Below are 24,241 nucleotides of genomic sequence, written 5' to 3'. Positions count from 1 at the left end.
GCGAGAAATAAGGTGCATCCTCGGGGCAAACTTCTCCGAATGGGCGGCGCTTCGCTTCGGTATCCGGCCATTCCCCGCCCACATCGCCGACCACCTCGCGCGATCGCCTATTAATCAGTGTTTCCCTAGGCGCACCGTGCCGGCCGCGCGACGCGCGGGCCGGCTGGACGTTGCACGGCCTTACTTCCCCGGCACCGGACAGGCCAGGTCACCTTCCTCGCAGGACAGATAACCCTTCAGCGTCTCGTTGCGCGTCTTGGTCAGATCGTCGAGGCAGGTCGACACGACCATCGGATACACGCTGCCGCCTTCGGCGTTCGCGCTGGAGAAGCTGCATTCGGCGTCGCGGTAGGCGATCCACGCGCGCTGCGCGTTCACGAGTTTCTCCGCGAGCGGCTTCGCATCGCGCAGCCGTGCGGTGACGGCCTGGTAAGTGCGGTTCAGGTCCGCGTCGGATTTCTTGTACGCGCGATCGGCGCACGCCGTCATCGCCGCCTGATCCGTCGCGTCCGCACAATTCGCCTGCGCATGGGCAACGTTGGCCGTCAGCGCGAGCGCGCACAGCAGACCGGTCAAGACACGCATGGATGCTCCTGTTTGTTTTCGTTGAAGTCGTGGAACGTGATGCCCGGCTTGCCGCCGCGCCTCGGTGCGCGACTTCGCAGGCGGACGGGCGCGACTTCCGTCGCGGCCGCCGCAGCGCGGCAATGCCGACCGCGATGCTAGCGCACGCGCGATCGATTGTCAGCCCGCGCCACGCGTGCCGCGCATGCAAAAAAGCCTGCACTCATGACGAGTGCAGGCCTTTTGGTACGGCTTTGCAGGCGGCCCGACGGCCGCTCGGCGAACGGCTTGCTCAGTGGCCGAAGTACACCGACGAACGATCGGCTGCTGCCGGTACGGTCACGCGCTGGCCCGACTGCGACGTCGCGACCGGGTTCGAGCCGTAGCCCGTTACGTCAGCCTGCGCACCGGTGTTCTGTGCCGCGGCGATCTTTGCCTGTGCAGCTTGGATGTTTTCCGGATAGTTCATCCAGTCGTTCGGGTTGTAGCCGGCCTTTTCGAGCTGGACCAGCTCGGCACGCACTTGCGCGCGCGTTAGCGGCTGCTGGTTCGATTGGGCGAACGAGACGATCGGTGCGGCCACCAGAGCGGCCAGTGCAACTGCCTTGATCAGCGATTTCATGATGCGTTACCTCCAGATTGTTTTGTCAGGCGCTTCCGACTCGGTAGTCGTTGCGCATGAATGGAAGTCTAGGAGGCCTGGCTATCAGGGTAAATACTTAAATCGCAAATTCACTGTTGACCGAATCCGTACAATTGCCGCGCATTCGGCCGAATCGTCAGAGGATTATGGCCGCATCGGAACCCAATATGCGGCAGCATGCTGCCACGTTTGCCCGGTTCAACGCATCAGCGGACCTGATCCGCGTCCGTGGCTGCCATGGACAGGTCGAACAGCAACGCCTTGAGGCGAATCCGGTCGTCGGCTGCCGTTTCGTCGAACGCCGCGTGGTGAAGCGCCCAGCCCGGCACCGCCGGATCGGCATGCACCGCTCGCACCGTGCCGTCGAGCGTGAGCAACGCCACATGGTCCCCATCCGTATATGGCAATTGCACGTGCAGCGGATCGCCGGCCGCCGCGAGCGCCCGGTCGACCGCGATCGACAGCCCGTTCAGGCTGAGATCGCGAACGATCCCGATCCCCTCCGCCTGCACCGGCCCGCCCGTACAGCGGGCGGCAATCCGCACCTGGACGCGCGGCTCGGCGCGCGTGCGCAGCCGGTCGACGAAGCCCGGCGGCGAAAGCACCATGAACGGCGCGGCCCCCGCTGCCTGCACCGCCTCGACCGTCGCACCGAAACGCGACACCGCCGACCGGCCGATCGCGACCGCCTCGACGTCGTCGCCGCGGGCAAAGTCGAGCACGACCGCCGGCTGCGGCTCGACGAACAGCGCGCCCGATGCGCCGATCCCGATCAACCGGCAGCGCTGCAGCACGCGGGTCGTGCCGACCCGTCGCCGGATGCCGATCGCGGCGCCGGCCGACAGCCCCATGCGCGTGGCCGCCGGCACGGTGTCGGATGCCGGCGCGGCGGGCTCGGCGTCACCACGTCGGCGGACGGGCCGGAAATGATCGAACAGGAAAGCATGCTGCGCGGGATCGTGCAGCGTCGTGCCGGCGGGCAGCAGCGCGGCGCCGCCCGCATCGTAGAGATCGAAGCCGAGCGGGACGCCGGCGGAGACGTCATCGCGCGCGAGCGCGACGTGATCGGTGATGAGCCGCATCGGAAAGGCGCGGAGCAACCGCGCGAGCTGTCGTGACAACGGTATTACGGCAGCATCGCGCGAAATCTGAACGTCTCGTTACTCCGAACCGCTGGTCGCGCCGGGTGAAACCGGCGCCGGGGCCAGCGCCGCCGACGGAGCCGGTACGGCCGAAGGGGCGGCCGGGGCGGAGCCGAGGCCCCCGCCGCCCGTGTTGCCCGCAGGCGTCGCGCTGCCTCCCGTCGCCGGCGGCTGCGCGGCCTGCGGTTGCGACGCGCCCGCCGACAGCGCGGCGGCCGATGCCGCCACCTCGGACGCCGGAACCCACTCCTCGACGATGCCGCCGGATGCCGCCTCGGGCGCCGACGCAGCCGATGCGGCCGACGCCGCGGCGGCGTCCGCCTCCGGCTGGCGCTCGATACGCTGCGTCCTGACGGGCGCCGGCACCTGCTTCGGCTCGGGCCCGAACCAGCCGTCGAACAGATCCGTCACGCGTTCGCGCACCGACGAGAACCAGCCGGGCGACGGCTCGGTATCGAATTTCAGCTTCGTGTCGACGATCCGGGCACGTTGCGCGCGCTGGAAGAAGTCGCCGACGATCGGCAGCGCGCTGTGCGCGCCTTGCCCCCAATAGTCGCTGCGCAGCGTCACGCGGCCGTCGTCGAAACCGACCCACGCGCCGGCCACCAGCCCGGGCTGCATCAGGATGAACCAGCCGTCCGCGTTGTCCTGCGTGGTCCCGGTCTTGCCTGCCACGTCGCCGCGAATGCCGAAGCGCGTGCGGATGCTGCTGCCGGTGCCGCGCGTCACCACGTCGCGCATCACGCCGAGCAGCGTCTTGTCGGTCTCGGCGTCGAGCGCGCGCTCGGGCGGCGCCGGCGCGTATTCGGCGAGCACGTCGCCCTGGCGGTTCTCGATGCGCGTCACCATCTGCGGCTCGACGTACAGGCCGCCGTTCGCGATCGTCGCGTACGACGCGACCATCTCCTTCAGCGTCACCGGGCTCGTGCCGAGCGCGAGCGACGGCACGCGCTCGAGCGGGCTTTCGCGCACGCCCATGTCGCGCGCGAGCCGCGCCACCGCCGCCGGTCCGACCTTCTCCATCACCTGCGCGGTGATCCGGTTGCGCGACAGCGCGACCGCGTCGCGCAGCGTCATCGGCTTGCCCGACGGCGGCGCGTCGTCGTTCGGCCGCCAGATCTCGCCGCCCTTCAGGGGAATCTCGACTGCCTGGTCGATGAAGGTGTCGTCCGGCTTCATCCCGTTCGCGAACGCGACGCCATAGACGAACGGCTTGAAGGTCGAGCCCGGCTGACGCCGCGCCTGCGCGACGTGATCGAACGGCTCGTTCGTGAAGTCGCGGCTGCCGACCCACGCGCGAATCTGCCCGTCACGCGGATCGATCGCGACGAAGCCGGCCTGCACGTCGGTCTTCGCCTTGCACAGCGCGCGCATGAAACCGCGGTCGGCGGCGAGCTGCTTCATCGCGACGGCATCGTTCTTGCCGGCATCCTGCGCGGCCTTGTACTCGGGCGACTCGCGCATGAAGGTGCGGAACACCTCATTGTCGGTGCCGCAGCCGTCGCGGCCGCTCCACGCGTTGTTCGCGATGCCCTGCAACTGGTTCGCCTGCAGCGTCAGCGCCTGGGTCGCCATCTGCTGCAGCCGCGAATCGATCGTGGTGCGCACGATCAGCCCGTCGGAATAGATGTTGTAGTCGTTGCGGTCGGCCCAGCCGATCAGCCATTTGCGCAGTTGCTGCGCGAAGTGCGGCGCGGGCCCCGGCGGTTCCTTCTGGCGCTCGAAATCGATGCGCAGCGGCCGGCGCTGCAACTGCGCGAACTGCGCCGGCGACAGCTTGCCGTACTTCACCATCTGGCCGAGCACCGTGTTGCGCCGCTGCAGCGCGCGCTCGGGGTTCAGCACCGGGTTGTAGTAGCTGTTGCCCTTCAGCATCCCGACGAGCGTTGCGCTGTCGAGCACGTCGAGCTCGTCGGCCGATTTGTCGAAATAGGTGCGCGCGGCCATCTCGACGCCGTACGCGTTGTACAGGAACGGCACCGTGTTCAGATAAGTCTCGAGGATCTGGTCCTTGCTGTAGACGGCCTCGATCTTCAGCGCGGTAATCGCCTCCTTCACCTTGCGCGTGAGCGTCGGCGCGCGGCCGATCTCGTCCGGATACAGGTTGCGTGCGAGCTGCTGCGTGATCGTCGAGCCGCCCTGGCGGCTGCCCGAGAACGTATGGAGCGCGGCCGACGCCGTGCGCTTCCAGTCGAGGCCGTGGTGCTCGTAGAAGCGATGATCCTCGGTCGCGATCAGCGCGTCGACCATGTGCGGCGAGATCTGCGTGAGCGACACCCATTCGCGGTTCGACGGCTTGAATTCCGCCAGCACCTTGCCGTCGGCGGACAGCACCTGCGCGGGCTGGTCGACGCGCGCCTTGCGAATGTCGCCGATGCCGGGCGTGAACGGAATCAGCGCCAGCACGTACAGCACGAACAGCACCGGCACGGCGGCGGCCGCGCGCAGCACGCCGCGGCGCGTCGGATGACGGAGATGGTGCCAGGCACTGGCCAGGACACGCTTGACGGGCACGGCGGCAGCGGCCGCGACGGGTTGGGCGCGCGCGACCCATTTGGCACAGAGGTCACGCACTGACGACACGTTTCGGCGATTCACGCGGGTGGGGGATCTGCTGGAAAGGCTGCATCGTACCAAAACTCGCGCGGCCCACCGGCCGGCGGCCGTCCCCTGCCCGTGCGAACGGTGCCGGATCGCGCATTTTTACAACAAAAAATGCGCGCGCCCCGCAGCGGGACCGCGCGCCAAACCTGGTACAACCCGGGTGCCATGCGCCGACGCTCAGCGCACGAGAAAACCGTAGGTCAGCGGATCGCGCTCGTCGACGATCCAGTTCGCGAACCCGCAGATGTGCGCGCTGCCCTCCACTTCCGGAATCACGGCCGGGATGTCGCCGACCGTCGTCTCGCGCAGCACGCGTCCCTTGAACACCGTACCGACGATCGACTCGTTGACGAGCGTGTCGCCGGCCGCGAGCAGGCCGCGCTGGTACAGCTGCGCGACGCGCCCGCCGGTGCCGGAGCCGGTCGGCGAGCGGTCGACCTCGCGATCCGCGAACACGCAGCAGTTCGCCTGCGTCGAGTCCGGATGGCGCGGCGCGTTCGCGATGATCGTGCCGTAGATATGGTTGATTTCAGGGATCTCCGGATGCACGACCGGATATTTCGCGTTCGCGGCGGCCTTCACCTCGGCGCCGAAGCGGATCAGCTTTTCCACCGCCGCTTCGCGCACCGGCAGGTCGAACGGCGCGCCGTCGACGTAGAAATAGAACGCGCCGCCGTACGCGATGTCGCCGGTCACGGTGCCGAACGACGGCGTGTCGACCGACACGTCGCGCTGCCAGATGAACGACGGCACGTTGACGAAGCGCACCGGCCCCGCGTGTTCGCCGTCCCATTTCACGAACGCCTCGATGAAGCCGCACGGCGCGTCGATGCCGACGCGCGTCTCCGGCACCGTGCGCTGCACCCAGCCGAGCTCGACCGCGGCGGTCGACAGCGCGATGACGCCGTGTCCGCAATGGTCGCTGTAGCCTTCGTTGTGCACGAATATCACGCCGAAATCCGCGTTCGCCGACACCGGCTCGGTGAGGTAGCCGCCGTACATGTCGGCGTGGCCGCGCGGCTCGAACATCAGCGCCGTGCGGATCTCGTCGGCGTTCTCCTTAAGCCATGCGCGGCGCTGGACGATCGTGTCGCCGGGCAGGCGCGGCAGGCCGCTCGTGACGATACGGAAGGCTTCGCCGCCGGTGTGGACCTCGACGGTGGAAAGGGATCGGGAAATTTTCATGGAGAATCGAAGGCGTGAAGACGAAGGACGGCGCCGCGGCGCCGTCCGGTGACGGTTACTTCGCGTACGGTTCGGGCAGGCCGTTGCGGATCACGTAGACGGTGGTCGGCGCGCCTTTCAGGTCGCCGCGTTCGTCGAACGAATAGGTGCCCGCGACGCCCGCGTAGTTCGACTTCGCCAGCTGCGCGATCAGCTTCGCCTTGTCGGTGGTCGTGCCGGCCTTGACCATCGCGTCGGCGAGCAGCTTCATGCCGTCGTAGTAGTTGACGCCGTAGACCTGCGTGTCCGTGTGATAGGTGTCGTGGTATTTCTTCAGGAATTCGCGGCCGGCCGGCGTCTTCTCGAGCGCGACGCCGCCCTGCGCGCAGTAGACGATCGACGCGGCCTCGCCCGCGACCTTGCCCATGTCGGCCGAGCAGATGCCGTCGCCGCCGAGCAGCTTCGCGCGCAACCCGCGCTGCTTCATTTGCTTCGCCATCGGCGCGCCCTGCGCCGCATAACCGCCGAGGAAGATCACGTCGGGATTGCTGGCCTTGATCTTGGTGAGAATGCCGAGGAAATCGGTCGCCGACGAGTTCGTGTATTCCTGGTCGACGATCTTGATCCCGTTCGCCTTCGCGACGTTCATGAACTGCTCCGCAACGCCCTGCCCGTACGCGGTGCGATCGTCGATGACGGCAGCGGTTTTCGCGTTCAGCGTCTTCGCGGCGAAGGTCGCCATCGTGCCGCCGAGCTGTTCGTCGCTCGCGCCGATCCGGAAGATGTTCTTGAAACCCTGCCGCGTGAGCGCCGGGTTCGACGCGACCGGCAGGATCGGCACGCCTGCGTTGCTGTACACACGCGACGCCGGAATTGCGACGCCCGAGTTGTACGGCCCGAGCACCGCGACGACGCCCTTGTCGACCAGGTTCTGCGCGACCTGCACGCCCGCCTTCGGGTCGGCCTGGTCGTCCTCGGACACCAGCTTGAACGTGACCGTCTTGCCGGCCACCTTCACGCCGGCCTTGTTGAGCTCGTCGACGGCGAGGCGCGCGCCGTTTTCATTGTCCTTGCCGTTCGCGGCCTGCGGGCCGGTCAGCGGTGCCGAATGGCCGATCATCACGACTTCCTGCGCGTGCGCGGAAGTCAGCGCGCCGGCGGCAACGGCCACCGAGAGCGCGGTAACGAAAGTTCGCATGGTTGTCTCCTGATTGGTTTTGTGTGGAACCAATGTAGGACACAAGTGGTCAGCATTCAAGCAATTTCAAAATGATTTTTGCGCTTCTGGTCACTTTCAAGACCAGACTGGCGTGATACCCGTCATTTCGGCGTGATGTCGCGCCGAACACGAAGAATATGCTGTTCGACGTAGAAGGCGGCCGCATCGGCGTCGCCCGACACGATCGCCTCGTAGATCAGCCGGTGCTCGGACACGTAGAGCCGGATCCGGCCCGCGTCGTAGATGCCGTCGTCCTTCAGCCGCTTCCACAGCGGCTGGTCCATCGTCTTCGCGACTTCCTCCGCGATCTTCACGATCAGCGCGTCGCCGGTCATCAACGCGAGCTGGCGGTGGAACAGCCGGTCGCTCTCGTTCCACAGTGCCCGCTGCTGCGGATCGTCGATGTCGGCGACGGTTTCCATCTGCGCGAGATAGCCTTCGGCGACGGGATCGGCGCGTCCGTGCGCGGCGGCGAGGCGCGCGATCGCCGGCTCGAGGATGAGCCGCACGTCGAGCGTCGACGTCGGGCTGAAGTCGGCGTCGGGCACGCTGTGCGTGTCGCCGCGCTGCGCGAGCACGTCGAGCGGCGCCGACACGACGTAGGTGCCCGAATTGCGCTTCGTGAACACCAGCCCCTCGTTCTGCAGCGCGCCGAGCGCCTCGCGCACGGCCGGCCGGCCGACCTGGAACAGCGCCGCGAGTTCGCGCTCCGACGGCAGCCTCGAATCGGCCGCATAGCGCCCCGCGCGGATCTCGTCGCGGATCTTCTCGGCGACCTGTTCGTAGATCTGCAACGGCCGGAAACCGGCTTCGAGCGATTCGGGACGTGCGGACATCATCTTGGGCTCCTGCCCGGTCGGGTGGTGGACGGGGAAACGGGTTCGCACTATACCGGAGCGATACCGGCGCCGGTGTATGCGACGCCCATCTGGACGGATATTAGAACCAAAATCGACCGTCTGCTGGCTTTTCCGGCTTGCCTGTCGGCGGGCAACTGGTATAGATTCGATCCAGAATGACTGCCGTCTCGATATTCGGCAGCCTCCGGGGCAAGTGCGCCATGCGCACGTCGTCCCCGCCCACCGACACAACACCGACCGACACGATGACCGCTCTCTCCCGGATTCCCGCGTTCGACGCCGCCGAAACGGCCGCGCTGCTCGACTACCCCGCGCTGCTCGCCACGCTCGCACACACCGTCGCCGAATACGCGGCGGGCGAGATCGTCAGCCCCGAACGCCTGGTCGTGCCGCTGCAGGCGGGCGGCGTGATGCTGTCGATGCCGTCGAGCGCACGCGACCTCGCGAGCCACAAGCTCGTGAACGTGTGCCCCGGCAACGGCGCGCGCGGACTGCCGACGATCCTCGGCCAGGTGAGCGCATACGACGCGACGACGGGCGCGCTGCGCTTCGTGCTCGACGGCCCGACGGTCACCGGGCGCCGCACGGCAGCCATTACCGCGCTCGGCATCCAGGCGCTGCACGGCGCCGCGCCGCGCGACATCCTGCTGATCGGCACCGGCAAGCAGGCGGCCAATCACGCGGAAGCGCTCGCGGCAATCTTCCCGGACGCGCGCCTGCACGTGCGTGGCTCGCGCGCCGACAGCGCGGCCGCGTTCTGCGCCGCGCACCGCGCGCAGGCGCCGCAGCTCGTGCCGCTCGACGGCGACGCGATTCCCGATGCGATCGACGTCGTCGTCACGCTGACGACGAGCCGCACGCCCGTCTATCGCGAAGCGGCGCGCGAAGGCCGTCTCGTGGTCGGCGTCGGCGCGTTCACCGCGGATGCCGCCGAGATCGACGCCGACACCGTGCGCCACAGCCGGCTCGTCGTCGACGACCCGGCCGGCGCGCGCCACGAGGCCGGCGACCTGATCGTCGCGCAAGTCGACTGGCGGCAGGTCGCGTCGCTCGCCGACGTGCTGCGCGGCGCGTTCGAGCGCAGCGGGCCGCTGCTGTTCAAAACGGTCGGCTGCGCCGCGTGGGATCTGGCCGCGTGCCGCACGGCCCGCGACGCACTGGACGCACGCGCGGCCGGCTGATTCCGCGGCAGCGGCCCCCGATCCGCCCCCCCTGCGCGGGCCGCACCCGGTGTCGCCCGCACACGGCCTCGCCTCTTTCCCGTACGCGTTGTAGGAAACGCCCTACAACGCGTCGCAGCGGCCTACACAAACTTCCAATTCGGCCGATTTCATTTTCGGCGGCGCAACACGATACTGCCGGCATGAATGCCAGCCTGTCGCCCGCCGTCGCACTCCGGGTGTTTCTCGTCGATCACGCCATTGCCGTCCGGCAACGGATCGCGCTGCTCGTCGGCGCGATCCGCGGCGTCGTGGTCGTCGGCGAGGCGGAAGACGGCGAGGACGCACTGACGCACATCCGCGGCAGCCACGCGGACGTCGTGATCGTCGACCTGCGGCTCGCTGACGGCAGCGGTCTCGACCTGATCGGGATGCTGTCGAAGGCTGCGCCGCGGATCGTCACGATCGTGCTGACGAACCACTCGGCGCCGGCATTCAGGGAGGCATGCGCGACGGCGGGCGCCGACTATTTCTTCGACAAGACCGCCGAATTCGACGCCGCATGCCACGTCATCGAATCCCTGGTGCGCGCTCGTGCGCACCGCCCCTGACCGAGCCGGAGTGACTCATGTCCACAGCCACCGCCTGCGCCGCCGACCCATCCGTCGCGCCTCGGCCAACGATTCCGCTTCCCGCGATCTCACGTAACGACGGCGCGAAGCATCCCGCCGCGCGCTGCTCGGCTTGCCTGATGCGCTCGCTGTGCCTGCCGCCGCACCTGACCGCCGCCGAATACGGCCGCCTGGACGCGATCATCTGTTCGACGCGCCAGGTTCGCCAGGGCGACGCGCTGTTCCGAACCGACGATCCGTTTCACAGCATCTACGCCGTGCGCGCGGGCTCGTTCAAGACGGTGATGATGCATCGCGACGGCCGCGAGCACGTGACCGGCTTCCAGATCGCCGGCGAAACGCTCGGCATGGACGGCATCGGCGGCGGCCAGCACTGCTGCGACGCGATCGCGCTCGAGGACAGCGTCGTGTGCGTCATCCCCTTCGGCGCACTCGAGGCGGCGTGCCGCGAAATGAAGCCGATGCAGCATTTCCTCTACCAGATGCTGAGCAGCGAGATCGTCCGCGAGTCGAGCCAGATGCTGCTGCTCGGCACGATGTCGGCCGAGCAGCGCGTCGCGCATTTCCTGCTGAATCTGTCGTCGCGCTTCGAGGCGCGCGGCTATTCGGCATCGGAATTCAACCTGCGGATGACGCGCGAGGAGATCGGCTGCTATCTCGGCATGAAGCTCGAGACCGTCAGCCGGATGTTCTCGCGATTCCATCGGGATTCACTCGTCGAAACGCGCGGCAAGCGCGTGCGGATCATCGACGCACAGGCGCTCGCGCAGGTGTGACGCACGGCGCGTCTCGCGTCATTGCGCGGTGGCGCCTGGCGTAGCCGCGTGCAGCGCGACCGCTTCGGATTCGCCCGTCTGCCATGCGGACAGTGCCTGCTCGGCCCGCGTGAACACGCGGCCAAGCACGTCGACCAGGTCGTCGCCGGTGCTGCACGGCAGCGATACCGGCGAGCGGCCGCGCATGGTCAGCTCGAGCCGCACGTCGTAGGCCAGGCCGCCGTCCATGCGCGGGCGCGATTCGATCTCCAGACGGCAATCCTCCAGCCGTGCACGGAATCGCTCCAGCCGCACCAACTGCACCCCCGCTTCTGCTTCCAGCGCGGCGGAACCCGCGAATCCGACGCAGACGATCTGCATGCCCACGCCCATGGCGCTCCTCCTGACGGGGTCGCCGCTCGTCGGCGGCGTTGCCTGTTCCTGTGTCTCCGTGCCTCGGTGTCCTGCGCGCGGCACGATCCTGCTTCACGCCGCGCGATGACGGCCGCGGCGATTACTGCCCTGGCAGCGTTGCATTCGCGCCGCCATCGGCACGATGCGGTTCATACGTTGAATGTCTGCGACGCCTTCATTTCGATCCACGTCATCCCGGCCCGCAACCCTTCGATCGCCGCCTCGTGCTCGGTCGGGTACGCATGACTGTGCTCGAACGTGTGGTGAAAGCGCGCCGGCCCGTTGCCGTGCTCGACCGTCACGCGGCACCGGAATTCGCCGGATTCGCACTGCCGCGTCTCGATCTCGACCGACCAGTCGCGCTCATGAATCGTGCCTTGCAGTGTCATGCATCCTCCTGCGGAATCAGTCATCCATCCGGAAGTGACCGCTGTGCAGCAACACCGGCCGGCCGCCGATTTCGTCGAGCATCCGTCGTGCCATCGCCTCGATCGCCGACCGGTGCGCTTCGAACGCATGCAGCAAATCCCGTTCGAGCAGCGACGGCGCGCCGAAATGGTCTTCCAGCGCTTCAGCCGTGATCGCGCACTGCACGCAGCGGCCGTCGACCAGCGCCGAAAACGCGACGACCAGATCGCGTGCGCAATATTCGGGCGGTTCCGGTGGAAAGGCTATCTGCATCTGTCCGCCTGTCATCGTCGGGACGATTCATGACGTGAGCATAACGGCCCACGCCGCCGCACGCTTGACCCACGTCAACCGGCTCGCTGCGCCGCACGAGGCGGCTCACCGTCGTGCCGCCCGACGGGGTTCAGCCCGCGTCCGTGTCGAGCGCCGCACCGCGCTCCGCGAGCAGTTCGCGCAACACGCTGCGATGGCAGCGGCGCTCGTCCTCGCAGTAGCAGCCGATCGAAAACGCGCTCGTCGCCGACAGCGCGGCGAGCAGGTCCAGCACCTTCGGCGCGTCGCCATGCGCCATCTCCGCGCGGAAGTGGCGCGTGAACGCGCGCCATTCTGCGTCGGTTTCGGCGGCCTGCGCCTGCGCGACCAGCTCAGGGCTCGGCGACAGGGTCGGCAACCACACATCATAGTAGTCGCGCGATGCGAATTCCGCCTTCGGTACGCCGCGCGGCGGTCGCCGCACCGTGCCGATCCTCAGGCCCTCGCCGGCCGCGCGCGGCGTGCCGAGCCGTACGATTCGAATAGCCATGCCGCTCCTTCATCATGCGTTCGATCCGCCATCGTACCGCCGCACCGCGGCCGCGCAAGAAAAAACCGGCTGTCTCCGCGAGGGAAACAGCCGGATTCGGCGATGCGATCGTGCGCCCGCGGGCGCGCCGTCAGACGCCGCTCTTCAGCACCTTGCCGATCGCATCCGCGACGATGCCGACGTTCGAATCGTTCAGCCCCGCGACGCACATGCGCCCCGAGCGCAGGATGTACACGCCGTGCACTTCGCGCAGCGCTTCGACCTGCGATTCGGTCAGGCCCGTGTACGTGAACATCCCGCGCTGTTTCACGTAACGCGTCAGTGCTTCGCCGCTGACGTGGTCGCGCAGGCCGTCGTGGATCGACTGGCGCATCCGCGCGATGCGTCGGCACATCGCGGCGAGCTCTTCTTCCCACTGCTTGCGCAGCGCGGGCGTGTTGAGCACGGTCGCCACGACCTTCGCGCCGTAGGTTTGCGGATTGCTGTAGTTCGAGCGCACCGCGCCGGCCAGCTGGCCCAGCACGCGCTCGGCCGCGGCCGCATCCTCGCAGACGACGCTCAGGCCGCCGACGCGCTCGCCGTACAGCGAGAAGTTCTTCGAGAACGAGTTCGCGACGAGCGTCGGCACGCCGCGGCGCGCCAGTTCGCGCACCGCGAACGCGTCCGCGTCGAGGCCCGCGCCGAAGCCCTGGTACGCCATGTCGACGAACGGCAGCAGCCCGCGCGCCTCGATCACGTCGATCAGCTTCTCCCACTGGCCTTCGTCGAGATCGACACCGGTCGGGTTATGGCAGCACGCGTGCAGCAGCACGATGCTGCGCGCCGGCAGCGCGTCGATCGCCGCGAGCATCGCGTCGAACTTCAGGCCGCCCGTCGCTTCGTCGTAGTACGGGTACGTGTTCACCGTGAAGCCCGCGCGCTCGAAGATGAAGCGGTGGTTTTCCCAGCTCGGATCGCTGAGCCACACCTGCGCGTCCGGGAAGTAGCGCTTCAGGAAATCGGCGCCCACCTTCAGCGCGCCCGAGCCGCCGAGCGTCTGCACGGTCGCGATGCGGCCGGCCGCACGCGCCGGGTGATCGGCGCCGAACACGAGCGCCTGCACGGCGTCGCGATACGCGGCAAGGCCGACCATCGGCAGATAGGGCTTCGGGCCGAGGTCGCGTTGCAGCGCGGTTTCGGCTTCGCGCACGGCACCCATCACGGGAATCCGGCCTTCGGCATCGAAATAGATGCCGATGCTCAGGTTGACCTTCTGATCGCGCGGATCTTTCTGGAAGTTCTCGTTGAGCGTCAGGATCGGATCGCCCGGGTACGCGTCGATGTGTTCGAACATGGCTATGTCGGTCTCGTTTGGAAGAATGGTCGTGATGCCCGTGTCAGCCGGCGGACGCGCCGTCGCGGATCGCGTAGCCCGCATTCTTCTGCCGGAAGCGATACCCGATCGCGAGCACCGCGAGCCATACGGGAATCAGGTACACCGACAGGCGGAGATCCGGCGTCAGGTACATCACGACGAGAATGCCGGCCATGAACGCCAGGCACAGGTAATTCGTGAAAGGATAGCCCAGACTGCGGAAGGAAGTCTGCTCTCCGGCGATGCGCTTGGCCTGGCGGAACTTCAGGTGGATCAGCGTGATCATCGCCCAGTTGATGATCAGCGCCGACACGACGAGGCCCATCAGCACCTCGAACGCCTTGCCCGGCATGAAGTAGTTGACCAGCACGCACGCGCCGGTCGCGAGCGCCGACGCGCCGAGCGCGGCGAGCGGAATGCCGCGCTTGTTCACCGAGCACAGCACCTTGGGCGCGTTGCCCTGCTTCGCGAGGCCGAACAGCATCCGGCTGTTGCTGTACACGCCGCTGTTGTAGACCGACAGCGCGGCCGTCAGCACGACCACGTTCAGCACGTTGGCGACCACGTTGCTGCTCAGCGCGTGGAAGATCAGCACGAACGGGCTGCCGCCGGTGACGACCTTTTCCCACGGATACAGCGACAGCAGCACCGCCAGCGCGCCGATGTAGAAAATCAGGATGCGGTAGATCACCTGGTTAGTCGCGCGCGGAATGCTGTGCTTCGGATCGTCGGCCTCGGCCGCGGTGATGCCGATCAGCTCCAGCCCGCCGAACGAGAACATGATCGCCGCCATCGACATCACGAGCCCCGACACGCCGTTCGGGAAGAAGCCGCCGTGCTGCCACAGGTTCGCGATGCTGGCTTCCGGCCCCGCATGGCCGCTCGCGAGCAGCCAGCCGCCGAAGCCGATCATCCCGACGATCGCGGCGACCTTGATGATCGAGAACCAGAATTCGGTCTCGCCGTACGATTTGACGCTCGCCAGGTTCAGGAGGTTGATCGCGACGAAGAACACCAGCGCCGACACCCAGGTCGGCACGCCGGGCCACCAGTACTGCACGTAGATCCCGACGGCCGACAGCTCGGCCATGCTGACGAGGATGTACAGCACCCAGTAGTTCCAGCCGGACAGGAAACCGGTGAAGTGGCCGACGTACTTGTCGGCGAAGTAGCTGAACGAGCCGGCGACCGGTTCGTCGACGACCATCTCGCCGAGCTGGCGCATGATGAAGAACGCGACGACGCCGGCCACCGCGTAGCCGAGCAGCACGGACGGGCCGGCCATCTTGATCGTCTGCGCGATGCCGAGGAACAGCCCCGTGCCGAGCGCGCCGCCGAGCGCGATCAGCTGGATGTGCCGGTTCTTCAGCCCCCGCTTCAGGCCGTCCTTCTCGTTTCCAGAAACCATGTCTTCTCCATTCTGCCCGCCTCCGCCGGAAGCGGTGCGGCGCGCCTCGGTGTGCCGGGCGCTGTTTTGCTGTGCCGGCGGCCGTTCGTGGAGCCGCCGGGTTGGGGGACTGCAATCTTCGCGCGGCAACACCCGCTTCCTGTCGGCAGGCCCGCCAGACCGGCCGCCGACCATCGCCCCCGCCCGCATTGCTGCGGACGCACACGAAAATCCGGCGTCAGTTTAGCGTCGCGACAGCGAAATCGGGTTGCGTAACCCGCTCATGCAAACCCTACATTATGAGATAAGATTGCATCCGGGAGACAGATGAGGAAACAAAAATGCCTGAACCGGTTCTCGATCGCATCGATCGCCACTTGCTGTCGGTGCTGCAGGAGAACGGCCGCGCGTCGAACCTCGACCTGGCGAAGGCCGTCGGCCTGTCGCCCGCGCAGACGCTGCGACGCCACCGGCGGCTGGAGGAAATCGGCGCGATCCGCCGTTACGAAACCCGTCTGTGCCCCGACACGCTCGGGTTCGGCGTCACCGCGTTCGTGCACGTGACGATGGAGCGCGGGCATATCCGCGACCTGTCGAAGTTCCAGAAGCTCGTGTCGGATCTCGCGCAGATCCAGGAATGTTTCTCGGTGACGGGCGATATCGACTACGTGCTGAAGGTCGTCGCGCACGACCTGAAGGGGCTGTCCACGTTCCTGCTCGAAACGCTGATGCGGATTCCCGGCGTGAGCGGCGTGCATTCCAGCGTGTGCCTCGACGAGATCAAGTGCACGAGCGCGATGCCGGTGGAAAGCTGACACGACTCCGCGCGACCGCCCGGGCGACGCAATGCCCGGCTGCCGCGCTCAGCGCACCGCCTCGAACGCGCTGATCAGCAGCGCACCGCCCGCGATCACCACGCATCCCGTCGCGCGACGCGGCGTCAGCCGCTCGCCGAGATACACGCGGGCGATCAACGCCGCGAACACCACGCTCGTTTCGCGCAGCGCCGACACCGGGCCCATCGGCGCGCGATCCATCGCCCAGATCACGATCGCGTACGCAAGCGCCGCGAAGACACCGCCGCATGCGGCCTTCGCCGTTTCGCCGACATCCTGCGCGAGCCGCAGCGGCCCTGCGCGCAGCCGGTAGTACGCGGCCATCAGCAACCCCGTCAGCACGAACATCCACGCCGTATAGCCGACCGTGCTGCCGCTTTCCCGCACGCCGATCCCGTCGACCACGCTGTACGCGGCGATCGATACGCCGGTGGCGAACGCGGTCGGCAACACCTGCGTCATCCGGTGCCGCGCGCCGCGGCCCCGCTCCATCCCGATCGCCATGATGCCCGCGCAGATCAGCACGAGCCCGCATTGCGCGCCCGCGTTCAGGCGCTCGCCCGCGAACGCCGCCGCGCCGAGCGTGACGAGCAGCGGCGCGGTGCCGCGCGCGACCGGATACGCGACGGTCAGGTCGCCGTGCTCGTAAGCGCGCACCAGCAGCAGCGTATAGACGACGTGGATCACCGCCGACGCGACGACGCAAACCCAGCTCGCGGGCGTGATCGGCGCGGCGGCCGGCAGGAACAGCAGCGCGAACAGCCCGATCGCGATCTGCAGCACCGTGGCCGAGCGCAGCCGGTCGCCGCTGCTGCGCACGAGCGCATTCCACGCCGCATGCAGGAAGGCGGCGCACAGGACGGCAAACAGAACGGGGATCGGCACGCTGAACACTCGCTGACGGCCGGCAACGCGAAATCGTCGCCGCGAGCCAACCATCGTATGAATGCGTCACCCGATTGTCAAAAAGGAACGCGGCCGGCATCCCGGACGAACCGGCCCGCCGTGCGCCATCGCCCGCCCCGCGCGACATCCGCGGCCATGGCCGTGCCGATCGCCAAATGTGTCGCCCGGGTTGCATCCGCTCCGTCCCTTTCCGCTTTCTTTCGCGCCGCGTCGCGCCGTAATGAAATCGATACCGCGGCGCAACCATCGCGAAACCGCTCCGCCCCCATATCTTCATACCGGACTGTTTCAATGCCGGTGCTCTATCGCGAGCTTCGCGCCGAACCGACACGGCGATGGGGCCGCTCTCCACCATCGAAACCTACCTGGAGTTTCCCGATGTTCCGTCAAGCCTTGCTCGTCACCGCGTGCGCCGGCGCGGCGCTTGCGCTGTTCGCCTGCGGCGGCAGCGACGACCCCTCGTCGACGCCCGCCGTGTCGTCGCAGGATGCGCTGCAGACCGCCACGCCGATCAAGCACGTCGTCGTGATCTACGGCGAGAACGTGTCGTTCGACCACTACTTCGGCACCTACCCGAACGCGTCGAACCCGTCCGGCGAACCGGCGTTCACCGCGAAGCCCGGCACGCCGACGATCAACGGGCTGACGGGCACGCTGCTCACCGCGAACCCGAACTTCACGAACACGGCCAACGGCACCGACGCCGCGAACCCGTTCCGCCTGGACCGCACGCAAGCCGCGACCGCCGACCAGAACCACGCGTACACGGCCGAGCAGCAGGCCGAGGACAACGGCCTCGCCGACCTGTTCCCGAAATACACGGGCAAGGGCTCGTCCGGCGGCGCCGGCGCGTTCGGCACGAAGGGCCAGGTGATGGGCTATTTCGACGGCAACACCGTGACCGCGCTGTGGAATTACGCGCAGCGCTTCGCGATGAGCGACAACGCGTATACGACGGTCTACGGCCCGTCGACGCCGGGCGCGCTGAACGTCGTGTCGGGCCAGACCAACGGGATGCAGATCGTCAAGACGTCGAAGCAGCCGTCGACGCTCGCCGCCACGTCGTACTACATCAACGACGGCCAGGGCGGCTTCACGATGATCAACGACGTCGACCCCGGCTACGACGTGTGCTCGAGCACGACCGACCAGGCGATGATGAGCGGCAAGAACATCGGCGACCTGCTGAACGCGGCGAAGATCACGTGGGGCGGCTTCATGGGCGGCTTCAACCTGTCGACGACCAACAGCAACGGCACGACCGGCTGTAGCCGCAGCACCGTCGCCACCGCCGTGAACGCCGCGACGGCCGACTACATCCCGCACCACAACTGGTTCCAGTACTACGCGTCGACCGCGAACCCGCAGCACACGCGGCCGAGCGCGGTCGCAGCGATCGGTTCGAGCTTCGAAGCCGACGGCAAGACGGCCGAACCGGCGAACCACCAGTACGACAGCGACGACTTCTTCGCGGCCGTGAAGGCCGGCAACTTCCCGTCGGTCAGCTTCCTGAAGGCACCGGCCGCGCAGGACGCGCACGCGGGCTATTCGGATCCGCTCGACGAGCAGGCGTTCGTGACGAAGGTCGTCAACTTCCTGCAGCAGCAGCCGGACTGGCAGAACACGGCCGTGATCGTCACCTACGACGACTCGGACGGCTGGTACGACCACGCATACACGGCGCCGACGCATTCGTCGTCCGACGCGATCGACCAGTTGAACGGCAACGGCGTGTGCGGCTCGGGCGGCACCACCGGCGTGAACGGCGGCACGGTGAACGGCCGATGCGGTCCGGGTGTGCGCATCCCGCTCGTCGTGATCTCGCCGTACGCGAAGCAGAACTACGTCGACCACACGATGATCGACCAGGCGTCCGTCGTGCGCTTCATCGAGGACAACTGGCTCGGCGGCCAGCGCATCGGCGGCGGTTCGTTCGATGCGACGGCGGGCGACCTGCGCGGGCTGTTCGACTTCTCGTCGAAGCCGAATACGGCGCCGCTGTATCTCGATCCGACGCAAGGCACCGTGCTGAGCGCGGCGCCGTCGATCTGACCGGCATCGCGTAACCGGCAGCAGCAGGCCGGCGCATCGTGCGCCGGCCGTTTCCATTTGACGCGCCGCTTTCACGCGGCGCCCGACTTTCGACCGACAGCATGACAGCTCGTCCCGCGTTCCCGTCTCCCGACGCATCCGGCGCCGCCGCGCCGCGTTCTCCTGCCCGCGCGGTGCGCCGCGCGGCGTTCGCGCTCGGCGCGGCCGTACTCGGCTACGGCGCATTCGCGATCGCGTTTCCGGCCCGCACGCCGGCGGCGATCGGCGACGTCGTCGCCGACTGGACGGGCGCGAATCCGCATCCGGTCGTGCTGCAGCGCCCGGCCGCGCAGCCGCTGTCGGCCGTCGCGCAACTCGGGCGTGCGCTGTTCGCCGATCCGTCGCTGTCGGCATCCGGCAAGCAGTCGTGCGCGTCGTGCCACAGCCCCGACCATGCGTACGGGCCGCCGAACGGGCTCGACGTGCAGCCGGGCGGCCTCGCGATGACGCAGCAGGGCTACCGCCCGCCGCCGTCACTGATGTATCTGTATCGTCAGCCGAACTTCAGCATCGGCCCCGATGCGGGCGAAAACGACGCCGCGCCGAGCGTCGCGCAGCAGGCGGCATCGGCGGCCGGGGTCGTCAAAGCGCAAAAGGTGGCCGGCGCGTCGGCCGCGCCTCAGCTCGTGCCGCAGGGCGGGATGTTCTGGGACGGCCGCGCCGATACGCTGCAGCAGCAGGCGTTCGGGCCGCTGCTGAATCCGGTCGAGATGGCGAATGCGGGCATCGACGACGTCGCGCGCAAGCTCGCGCAGTCGTCGCATCGCGCGCAGTTCGAGCAACTGTTCGGCGCGCGCGTGTTCTCCAGCCCGCAGCTTCTGGTGTCGGAGGCGATGTTCGCGATCGCGCGCTATCAGGTCGAGGATCCGTCGTTCCATCCGTACGACAGCAAATACGACCGCTGGCTCGAAGGCCGTGCGCGCTTGACGCAGGCCGAATTGCGCGGGCTGCGGCTCTTCAACGATCCGGACAAGGCGAATTGCGCGGGCTGCCACTTGTCGAAGCCCGGCAAGGACGGCTTGCCGCCGATGTTTACCGACTACCAGTACGAGGCGCTCGGCGCGCCGCGCAACATGGCGCTCGCGCAGAACCGCAACCCGGCGTTCCACGATCTCGGTGTGTGCGGGCCGTTCCGCGAGGATCTCAAGGACCAGACGCAGTACTGCGCGATGTTCCTCACGCCGACGCTGCGCAACGCGGCGACGCGCCACGTGTTCTTCCACAACGGCGTGTTCCACACGCTCGACCAGGTGATGGCGTTCTATAACGAGCGCAGCATCTCGCCGCAGAAATTCTATTCGCGCGGCGCGGACGGCAAGGTCGACGAATATGACGACATTCCGCCGAAGTACCGCGCGAACGTCGACGTGACCGATGCGCCGTTCGACCGCAAACCCGGTGACAAGCCCGCGATGACCGCGCAGGACATCAAGGATATCGAAGCGTTTCTCGGCACGCTGACCGACGCGCCGGCACGCTGAGCATCGGCGGTCCGCCGCGCGTCGTCAGCGGCGCGCGCGGATGCAGAGGAACGCCGGAGCCAGCGACAGCTCCGCATGGAGCCGCTCCGACACGGCCTTCATCGCCGGCAGCGGCGTCGGTTCGACGAATCGCTCGAGCCGCCAGCCGGCGTCGGCGAGCGCGTTCAGGATGTCGGCAAGCGGCCGGCGCCATGCTTCGACGTAGGGCTTCGGTTCGCCGAAACCCGACCAGTAAAAGCCGAAACGGCTCGTATCGAAGTACGTGCCGTCCCCGCGCGTACGCTCGTCCATCCAGTCGCGCATCGGATGCGCCATCGAGAACACTAGCGGCGCGCCTGGCCGCGCGACACGCCTGAATTCGCGCAACGTCGGCGCGAGATCGCGCACGTAGTCGAGTGCGAGCGAACACAGGATCGCGTCGAACGCGTGGTCGGGCAGCCAGTCGAGCGGCGCCGCGAGATCGCCCTCGGCGACGTCGACCGCGAGCCCCGCGCAGCGCGCGCTCGCGAGCGCGACCATCTCGGGCGTGATGTCGAACGCATGAACGGTCGCACCGTGGCGCGCGAGATGCTCGCTGCAGATGCCAGGCCCGCAGCCGGCGTCGAGGACCGTCAGGCCGTCGACGTCGCCGAGCAGCGCCATCGTCGCCGGGCGCTCGTAGAGTGCGTTGTGCGCCTTGGTCGGCGCGATGTCCGCGTAGCGTTGCGCGAAGCTCGCATACACGCGGCGTGCGGATGGTTCGTTCGGATCGGTCATGCGGCATCCGTCGGCGGGAATCGGAGGCTCGATTCTGCACGATCGGCGTGCTGCTGGCGACGTTCGAGGTGCCGATCATTCATGACAGGCTGCGAGCTAACCGCACCTTGGCACACCGGTGGCGAATTGGACACGCTGCGGCTCGTGCAGCGGCCGCGGCCGAGACCGGCGCCAGGCGCTTGCGCGGAAGCCGGGAAACGGGAAACGGGAAACGGGAAACGGCAAGGATTGCGACGGCGCGCGCTGGCTACCGTGTCGCCGTCGCCGGCGTGCCGACGGTTGCGGCGGCATCCATCCGCCGCTCCGCCAGTTGCTGCGCGAACCGATACGCAACGAGCGAGCCGGCCACGGCCAGCAGCATCGGCACCAGGCTGTCGTGATTCACACGCGTGAACTCGAGCAGCAGCACGACGGCCGTGATCGGCATCTGCATCGACGCGGCAAGGAACGCGGTCGCGCCGATCAGCGCGCATCCGCCGATCGACGCGCCCGGCCACACGAGACTCCACATCCCGCCGAGCACGACGCCCAGCAGCGCGCCGTTCGCGAGCCCCGGCGTCAGGAGCCCGCCCTCCGCCCCCGCGCGCAGGCTGCCCGCCTCGATCAGCACCTTCAGCACGAGCAGCGTCGCCGCGACGCCGATCGTCAGCGTGCCGTCGAAGCCCAGTGAAGCCGGCCCCTTGCCATTGCCGAGCAGCTCCGGAAACCGCATCGCGAGCACGCCGATGACCGCGAAGTTGACCAGCGCGAGCACGGGGAGCAGGCGACCCTTCGGCGCATCCGCCCGCGCGCGAGTCGTGAGCCGCACGAAGCCGTAGGCGGCAAAACCGAACAGCGGCCCGCAGACGATCGACCACGCGACCAGCGGCGCGCTCAGCGCGAACGCGGGCACCGTGTACTGATGTTCGTTGCCGAGTCCGATCCATGCGACGGCCGCCGCGATCGCCGACGTGACGACGGCCGCCACCAGCGCCCGCAGTTCGAACGTGCCGAGCAGCACTTCGAGCACGAATACGGCACCGCCGAGCGGCACGTTGTAGACGGCCGCGAGGCCGGCGCCCGCGCCGCACGCGACCATCAGCCGGCAATCGGCGGGCGTGAGCCCCGCGCGGTGCGCGAGCCGCCCGGCCAGCAGCGAGCCGATCTCGCGCGGCGCGACTTCGCGGCCGAGCGGCGAACCGAGCGCGACGGTGACGATCTGGAGCAGCGCGTGCACCGTCGTGCTGACGAACGGCATCCGCGGATCGGCGGCGCGAACGGCCCGGCGGATGCTGACGAGCGGTTGGCCGAACCGGTAAAGCGCCCACCAGCCGCCGCCCGCGACGAGCCCGCAGACGACGAGCACCGCGAGCCGGCGCAGCGGCTCGGCGCCGGTCACGCCCGCGAGGAAGCTCTCGGTCCCGACGACGTGCGCCAGGCTGTAGCCGTAGGCCACATGCTGGATCGCGTGCAGCAGCAACGCGAGCAGCATCCCGCCGACGCCTGCGCCGACGCCGGTCAGGACCGTGACGGCAGCCATCCGCGCGAACGGGCTGGCCGACGGCGAAGAAGAAGCGGGAGCGGACGGGAGATCGAGGCGCATGAGGTCGGCGAACGAGAATCGACAAGACGGCGCGCACCATGCACGCCGCCGTCAGGACCGCATCGTAGGCTTCGGCCTCTCATGAGACAAACGTATTTTTCTGATCAACTCATGCATTTTTCGAATGCACGAGCGGCGGCGACCCATGGCGGTGCGCGCCGCCGCCCCGATCGCACTACTGCGGATACGTGATGCGCTCCGGCTCCCGCCGCATGATCACCTTCCCGTGGCGCACCGACAGCGTGGCCTTCGCCTGCCGGCGCACGGCTTCGTAGTCGCTGTCCGCGTCGAGTACGACCAGATTCGCCGGCCGTCCGACCGCGATCCCGTAGCCGTCGCCGAGATGCATCGTCGTCGCGCTGTGATCGGTCACGAAGTCGAGGCAGCGCTGCAGGTCCTGGTAGCCCATCATGTGGCAGATGTGCAGCCCGGCGTCGAGCACGCGCAGGATGTTGCCGTTGCCGAGCGGATACCACGGATCCTTGATCGAATCCTGTCCGAAACACACGTTCAGGCCCGCGCGGTCGAGTTCCGCGACGCGCGTGACGCCGCGCCGCTTCGGAAACGTGTCGAAGCGCCCCTGCAAATGGATGCTCTCGGTCGGGCACGACACGAAGTTCAGGCCCGCTCGCTTCAGCAGCCGGAACAGCTTCGAGCAATACGCGTTGTCGTACGAACCCATCGCGGTCGTGTGGCTCGCCGTCACGCGCGCGCCCATCCCGCGCACGCGCGCTTCTTCCGCGAGCACTTCCAGAAAGCGCGACTGCGGATCGTCGGTCTCGTCGCAGTGCACGTCGACGAGGCAGCCGGTGCGCTCGGCCAGTTCCATCAGGAAGCGGATCGAGCTGACGCCCTGCTCGCGCGTGTTCTCGAAATGCGGAATGCCGCCGACGACGTCCGCGCCAAGCTCGATCGCCTGTTCCATCAGCGCGCGGCCGCCGTCGAACGACTCGATGCCTTCCTGCGGAAACGCGACGATCTGCAGGTCGATCAGCCCGCGCGCCTCGTCCTTCACTTCGAGCATCGCCTTCAGCGCGGCCAGCGTCGGATCGGTGACGTCGACATGGGTGCGCACGTGCTGGATGCCGTGATCGCGCAGCATGCCGATCGCCGCATGCGCGCGCGTCTTCGTGTCCGCATGCGTGATCGTCGCCTTGCGCTCGGACCAGCGCTCGATTCCCTCGAACAGCGTGCCGCTCATGTTCCAGGCCGGCTCGCCGGCCGTGAGCACCGCGTCGAGATGGATGTGCGGTTCGACGAGCGGAGCAATCGCGAGCCGGCCGCCCGCATCGACATCGCCGGCGCCGACGGCGGCCACCGGCGCGGCTTGCGCGTCGATCCGCGCGATTCTGTCGCCGTCGATGCCGATCGTGAACAGCCCGTCGCGACCGCGCAGGCGTGCATTGAAGAGATTCATGTGGGTCCAGGCGTCATGCGGCGCCAGCGCGCCGCGTGGTGGGGAAAACCGGCTCCGGCGATGC

General features: G+C 68.1%; 23 protein-coding genes. 6 read left to right on the top strand and 17 right to left on the bottom strand.

The genetic code is table 11. The features are described from left to right. Nucleotides 1-180: 180 nt before the first annotated feature. From HWX22_RS01805 to HWX22_RS01775, 7 genes are all read right to left on the bottom strand, one after another. On the bottom strand, nucleotides 181-585 hold the full coding sequence (locus tag HWX22_RS01805; protein ID WP_059819053.1) for a lysozyme inhibitor LprI family protein: 405 nt from the start codon (nucleotides 583-585) through the stop codon (nucleotides 181-183). A gap of 271 nt (nucleotides 586-856) precedes the next feature. Further along, the gene (locus HWX22_RS01800; RefSeq protein WP_059525394.1) at nucleotides 857-1,186 is read right to left on the bottom strand and encodes a DUF4148 domain-containing protein; all 330 of its coding nucleotides are present in this window, start codon (nucleotides 1,184-1,186) and stop codon (nucleotides 857-859) included. A gap of 227 nt (nucleotides 1,187-1,413) precedes the next feature. Continuing rightward, nucleotides 1,414-2,289, bottom strand: a complete 876-nt coding sequence (locus HWX22_RS01795; RefSeq protein ID WP_175906998.1) for a PilZ domain-containing protein — start codon at nucleotides 2,287-2,289, stop codon at nucleotides 1,414-1,416. 78 nt (nucleotides 2,290-2,367) lie between these two features. Next, a complete protein-coding gene (locus HWX22_RS01790; RefSeq protein ID WP_175914940.1) occupies nucleotides 2,368-4,932 on the bottom strand; it encodes a transglycosylase domain-containing protein in 2,565 nt (854 codons plus the stop codon). A 198-nt stretch (nucleotides 4,933-5,130) separates the two neighbouring features. Continuing rightward, a complete protein-coding gene (gene lhpH, locus HWX22_RS01785; RefSeq protein ID WP_059700340.1) occupies nucleotides 5,131-6,138 on the bottom strand; it encodes a trans-3-hydroxy-L-proline dehydratase in 1,008 nt (335 codons plus the stop codon). A gap of 55 nt (nucleotides 6,139-6,193) precedes the next feature. After that, nucleotides 6,194-7,315 carry a branched-chain amino acid ABC transporter substrate-binding protein gene (locus HWX22_RS01780; protein ID WP_175914939.1) on the bottom strand — a complete coding sequence of 374 codons (1,122 nt, stop codon included), beginning with the start codon at nucleotides 7,313-7,315 and terminating at the stop codon, nucleotides 6,194-6,196. 122 nt (nucleotides 7,316-7,437) lie between these two features. Next, the gene (locus tag HWX22_RS01775; protein WP_175907004.1) at nucleotides 7,438-8,175 is read right to left on the bottom strand and encodes a FadR/GntR family transcriptional regulator; all 738 of its coding nucleotides are present in this window, start codon (nucleotides 8,173-8,175) and stop codon (nucleotides 7,438-7,440) included. A gap of 266 nt (nucleotides 8,176-8,441) precedes the next feature. On the opposite strand from HWX22_RS01775, the gene lhpI reads away from it, so the two are divergent. From lhpI to HWX22_RS01760, 3 genes are all read left to right on the top strand, one after another. Continuing rightward, nucleotides 8,442-9,377 carry a bifunctional Delta(1)-pyrroline-2-carboxylate/Delta(1)-piperideine-2-carboxylate reductase gene (gene lhpI / locus HWX22_RS01770; RefSeq protein WP_059525712.1) on the top strand — a complete coding sequence of 312 codons (936 nt, stop codon included), beginning with the start codon at nucleotides 8,442-8,444 and terminating at the stop codon, nucleotides 9,375-9,377. Between the two features lie 182 nt (nucleotides 9,378-9,559). Then, on the top strand, nucleotides 9,560-9,967 hold the full coding sequence (locus HWX22_RS01765) for a response regulator transcription factor (protein ID WP_059690044.1): 408 nt from the start codon (nucleotides 9,560-9,562) through the stop codon (nucleotides 9,965-9,967). Between the two features lie 17 nt (nucleotides 9,968-9,984). After that, on the top strand, nucleotides 9,985-10,764 hold the full coding sequence (locus HWX22_RS01760; protein WP_059525375.1) for a helix-turn-helix domain-containing protein: 780 nt from the start codon (nucleotides 9,985-9,987) through the stop codon (nucleotides 10,762-10,764). Nucleotides 10,765-10,782: 18 nt separating this feature from the next. Here the strand turns inward: HWX22_RS01760 and HWX22_RS01755 are convergent, their stop codons facing one another. From HWX22_RS01755 to HWX22_RS01730, 6 genes are all read right to left on the bottom strand, one after another. Further along, nucleotides 10,783-11,136, bottom strand: coding sequence for a metal ABC transporter ATPase (locus HWX22_RS01755; RefSeq protein ID WP_175914938.1), 354 nt, complete (start codon nucleotides 11,134-11,136; stop codon nucleotides 10,783-10,785). Nucleotides 11,137-11,306: 170 nt separating this feature from the next. Further along, the gene (locus HWX22_RS01750; RefSeq protein WP_059525371.1) at nucleotides 11,307-11,546 is read right to left on the bottom strand and encodes a hypothetical protein; all 240 of its coding nucleotides are present in this window, start codon (nucleotides 11,544-11,546) and stop codon (nucleotides 11,307-11,309) included. Between the two features lie 16 nt (nucleotides 11,547-11,562). Continuing rightward, nucleotides 11,563-11,853 carry a DUF1488 domain-containing protein gene (locus HWX22_RS01745; protein WP_059525369.1) on the bottom strand — a complete coding sequence of 97 codons (291 nt, stop codon included), beginning with the start codon at nucleotides 11,851-11,853 and terminating at the stop codon, nucleotides 11,563-11,565. Between the two features lie 115 nt (nucleotides 11,854-11,968). Further along, a complete protein-coding gene (locus HWX22_RS01740; protein WP_175907006.1) occupies nucleotides 11,969-12,367 on the bottom strand; it encodes a DUF488 family protein in 399 nt (132 codons plus the stop codon). Nucleotides 12,368-12,497: 130 nt separating this feature from the next. Then, complete coding sequence (locus HWX22_RS01735) at nucleotides 12,498-13,700, bottom strand: amino acid aminotransferase (protein ID WP_059819044.1); 1,203 nt, start codon at nucleotides 13,698-13,700, stop codon at nucleotides 12,498-12,500. A 43-nt stretch (nucleotides 13,701-13,743) separates the two neighbouring features. Then, nucleotides 13,744-15,129 (bottom strand): amino acid permease, encoded by a 1,386-nt coding sequence (locus HWX22_RS01730; protein WP_059525363.1) that lies wholly within the window; start codon nucleotides 15,127-15,129, stop codon nucleotides 13,744-13,746. Between the two features lie 320 nt (nucleotides 15,130-15,449). On the opposite strand from HWX22_RS01730, the gene HWX22_RS01725 reads away from it, so the two are divergent. Next, nucleotides 15,450-15,923: an Lrp/AsnC family transcriptional regulator gene (locus tag HWX22_RS01725; protein WP_006479071.1), complete on the top strand. Its 474-nt coding sequence runs from the start codon at nucleotides 15,450-15,452 to the stop codon at nucleotides 15,921-15,923. A gap of 48 nt (nucleotides 15,924-15,971) precedes the next feature. On the opposite strand, the gene HWX22_RS01720 is transcribed toward HWX22_RS01725, so the two are convergent. Next, the gene (locus tag HWX22_RS01720; RefSeq protein WP_175914937.1) at nucleotides 15,972-16,883 is read right to left on the bottom strand and encodes an EamA family transporter; all 912 of its coding nucleotides are present in this window, start codon (nucleotides 16,881-16,883) and stop codon (nucleotides 15,972-15,974) included. Between the two features lie 345 nt (nucleotides 16,884-17,228). On the opposite strand from HWX22_RS01720, the gene HWX22_RS01715 reads away from it, so the two are divergent. Both HWX22_RS01715 and HWX22_RS01710 read left to right on the top strand, forming a co-directional pair. After that, on the top strand, nucleotides 17,229-18,902 hold the full coding sequence (locus tag HWX22_RS01715) for an alkaline phosphatase family protein (RefSeq protein WP_175914936.1): 1,674 nt from the start codon (nucleotides 17,229-17,231) through the stop codon (nucleotides 18,900-18,902). A 101-nt stretch (nucleotides 18,903-19,003) separates the two neighbouring features. After that, nucleotides 19,004-20,422 (top strand): cytochrome c peroxidase, encoded by a 1,419-nt coding sequence (locus tag HWX22_RS01710; protein ID WP_175914935.1) that lies wholly within the window; start codon nucleotides 19,004-19,006, stop codon nucleotides 20,420-20,422. A gap of 24 nt (nucleotides 20,423-20,446) precedes the next feature. Here HWX22_RS01710 and HWX22_RS01705 read toward each other — a convergent pair whose 3' ends face one another. The 3 genes from HWX22_RS01705 to codA form a co-directional block, all read right to left on the bottom strand. After that, entirely contained in the window at nucleotides 20,447-21,178 is a 732-nt protein-coding gene (locus HWX22_RS01705) for a class I SAM-dependent methyltransferase (protein WP_175914934.1), read from the bottom strand. Nucleotides 21,179-21,425: 247 nt separating this feature from the next. Next, complete coding sequence (locus HWX22_RS01700) at nucleotides 21,426-22,760, bottom strand: chloride channel protein (protein WP_175914933.1); 1,335 nt, start codon at nucleotides 22,758-22,760, stop codon at nucleotides 21,426-21,428. Between the two features lie 175 nt (nucleotides 22,761-22,935). Further along, complete coding sequence (gene codA / locus HWX22_RS01695) at nucleotides 22,936-24,177, bottom strand: cytosine deaminase (protein WP_175907013.1); 1,242 nt, start codon at nucleotides 24,175-24,177, stop codon at nucleotides 22,936-22,938. Between the last annotated feature and the right edge of the window lie 64 nt (nucleotides 24,178-24,241).

This window comes from Burkholderia sp. BCC1638 (assembly GCF_902833195.1).
Lineage (GTDB): Bacteria > Pseudomonadota > Gammaproteobacteria > Burkholderiales > Burkholderiaceae > Burkholderia > Burkholderia diffusa.
Note: the sequence above shows the minus strand (reverse complement) of the source record. Positions and strands in the feature narration are given on the sequence as shown.

Excerpts from the sequence above, each read along its gene's own strand:
- HWX22_RS01805 (WP_059819053.1), bottom strand. The coding sequence starts at position 585 with ATGCGTGTCTTGACCGGTCTGCTGTGCGCGCTCGCGCTGACGGCCAAC.
- HWX22_RS01800 (WP_059525394.1), bottom strand. The coding sequence starts at position 1,186 with ATGAAATCGCTGATCAAGGCAGTTGCACTGGCCGCTCTGGTGGCCGCA.
- HWX22_RS01795 (WP_175906998.1), bottom strand. The coding sequence starts at position 2,289 with ATGCGGCTCATCACCGATCACGTCGCGCTCGCGCGCGATGACGTCTCC.
- lhpH (WP_059700340.1), bottom strand. The coding sequence starts at position 6,138 with ATGAAAATTTCCCGATCCCTTTCCACCGTCGAGGTCCACACCGGCGGC.
- HWX22_RS01780 (WP_175914939.1), bottom strand. The coding sequence starts at position 7,315 with ATGCGAACTTTCGTTACCGCGCTCTCGGTGGCCGTTGCCGCCGGCGCG.
- HWX22_RS01775 (WP_175907004.1), bottom strand. The coding sequence starts at position 8,175 with ATGATGTCCGCACGTCCCGAATCGCTCGAAGCCGGTTTCCGGCCGTTG.
- lhpI (WP_059525712.1), top strand. The coding sequence starts at position 8,442 with ATGACCGCTCTCTCCCGGATTCCCGCGTTCGACGCCGCCGAAACGGCC.
- HWX22_RS01765 (WP_059690044.1), top strand. The coding sequence starts at position 9,560 with ATGAATGCCAGCCTGTCGCCCGCCGTCGCACTCCGGGTGTTTCTCGTC.
- HWX22_RS01760 (WP_059525375.1), top strand. The coding sequence starts at position 9,985 with ATGTCCACAGCCACCGCCTGCGCCGCCGACCCATCCGTCGCGCCTCGG.
- HWX22_RS01755 (WP_175914938.1), bottom strand. The coding sequence starts at position 11,136 with ATGGGCGTGGGCATGCAGATCGTCTGCGTCGGATTCGCGGGTTCCGCC.
- HWX22_RS01750 (WP_059525371.1), bottom strand. The coding sequence starts at position 11,546 with ATGACACTGCAAGGCACGATTCATGAGCGCGACTGGTCGGTCGAGATC.
- HWX22_RS01745 (WP_059525369.1), bottom strand. The coding sequence starts at position 11,853 with ATGACAGGCGGACAGATGCAGATAGCCTTTCCACCGGAACCGCCCGAA.
- HWX22_RS01740 (WP_175907006.1), bottom strand. The coding sequence starts at position 12,367 with ATGGCTATTCGAATCGTACGGCTCGGCACGCCGCGCGCGGCCGGCGAG.
- HWX22_RS01735 (WP_059819044.1), bottom strand. The coding sequence starts at position 13,700 with ATGTTCGAACACATCGACGCGTACCCGGGCGATCCGATCCTGACGCTC.
- HWX22_RS01730 (WP_059525363.1), bottom strand. The coding sequence starts at position 15,129 with ATGGTTTCTGGAAACGAGAAGGACGGCCTGAAGCGGGGGCTGAAGAAC.
- HWX22_RS01725 (WP_006479071.1), top strand. The coding sequence starts at position 15,450 with ATGCCTGAACCGGTTCTCGATCGCATCGATCGCCACTTGCTGTCGGTG.
- HWX22_RS01720 (WP_175914937.1), bottom strand. The coding sequence starts at position 16,883 with ATGGTTGGCTCGCGGCGACGATTTCGCGTTGCCGGCCGTCAGCGAGTG.
- HWX22_RS01715 (WP_175914936.1), top strand. The coding sequence starts at position 17,229 with ATGTTCCGTCAAGCCTTGCTCGTCACCGCGTGCGCCGGCGCGGCGCTT.
- HWX22_RS01710 (WP_175914935.1), top strand. The coding sequence starts at position 19,004 with ATGACAGCTCGTCCCGCGTTCCCGTCTCCCGACGCATCCGGCGCCGCC.
- HWX22_RS01705 (WP_175914934.1), bottom strand. The coding sequence starts at position 21,178 with ATGACCGATCCGAACGAACCATCCGCACGCCGCGTGTATGCGAGCTTC.
- HWX22_RS01700 (WP_175914933.1), bottom strand. The coding sequence starts at position 22,760 with ATGCGCCTCGATCTCCCGTCCGCTCCCGCTTCTTCTTCGCCGTCGGCC.
- codA (WP_175907013.1), bottom strand. The coding sequence starts at position 24,177 with ATGAATCTCTTCAATGCACGCCTGCGCGGTCGCGACGGGCTGTTCACG.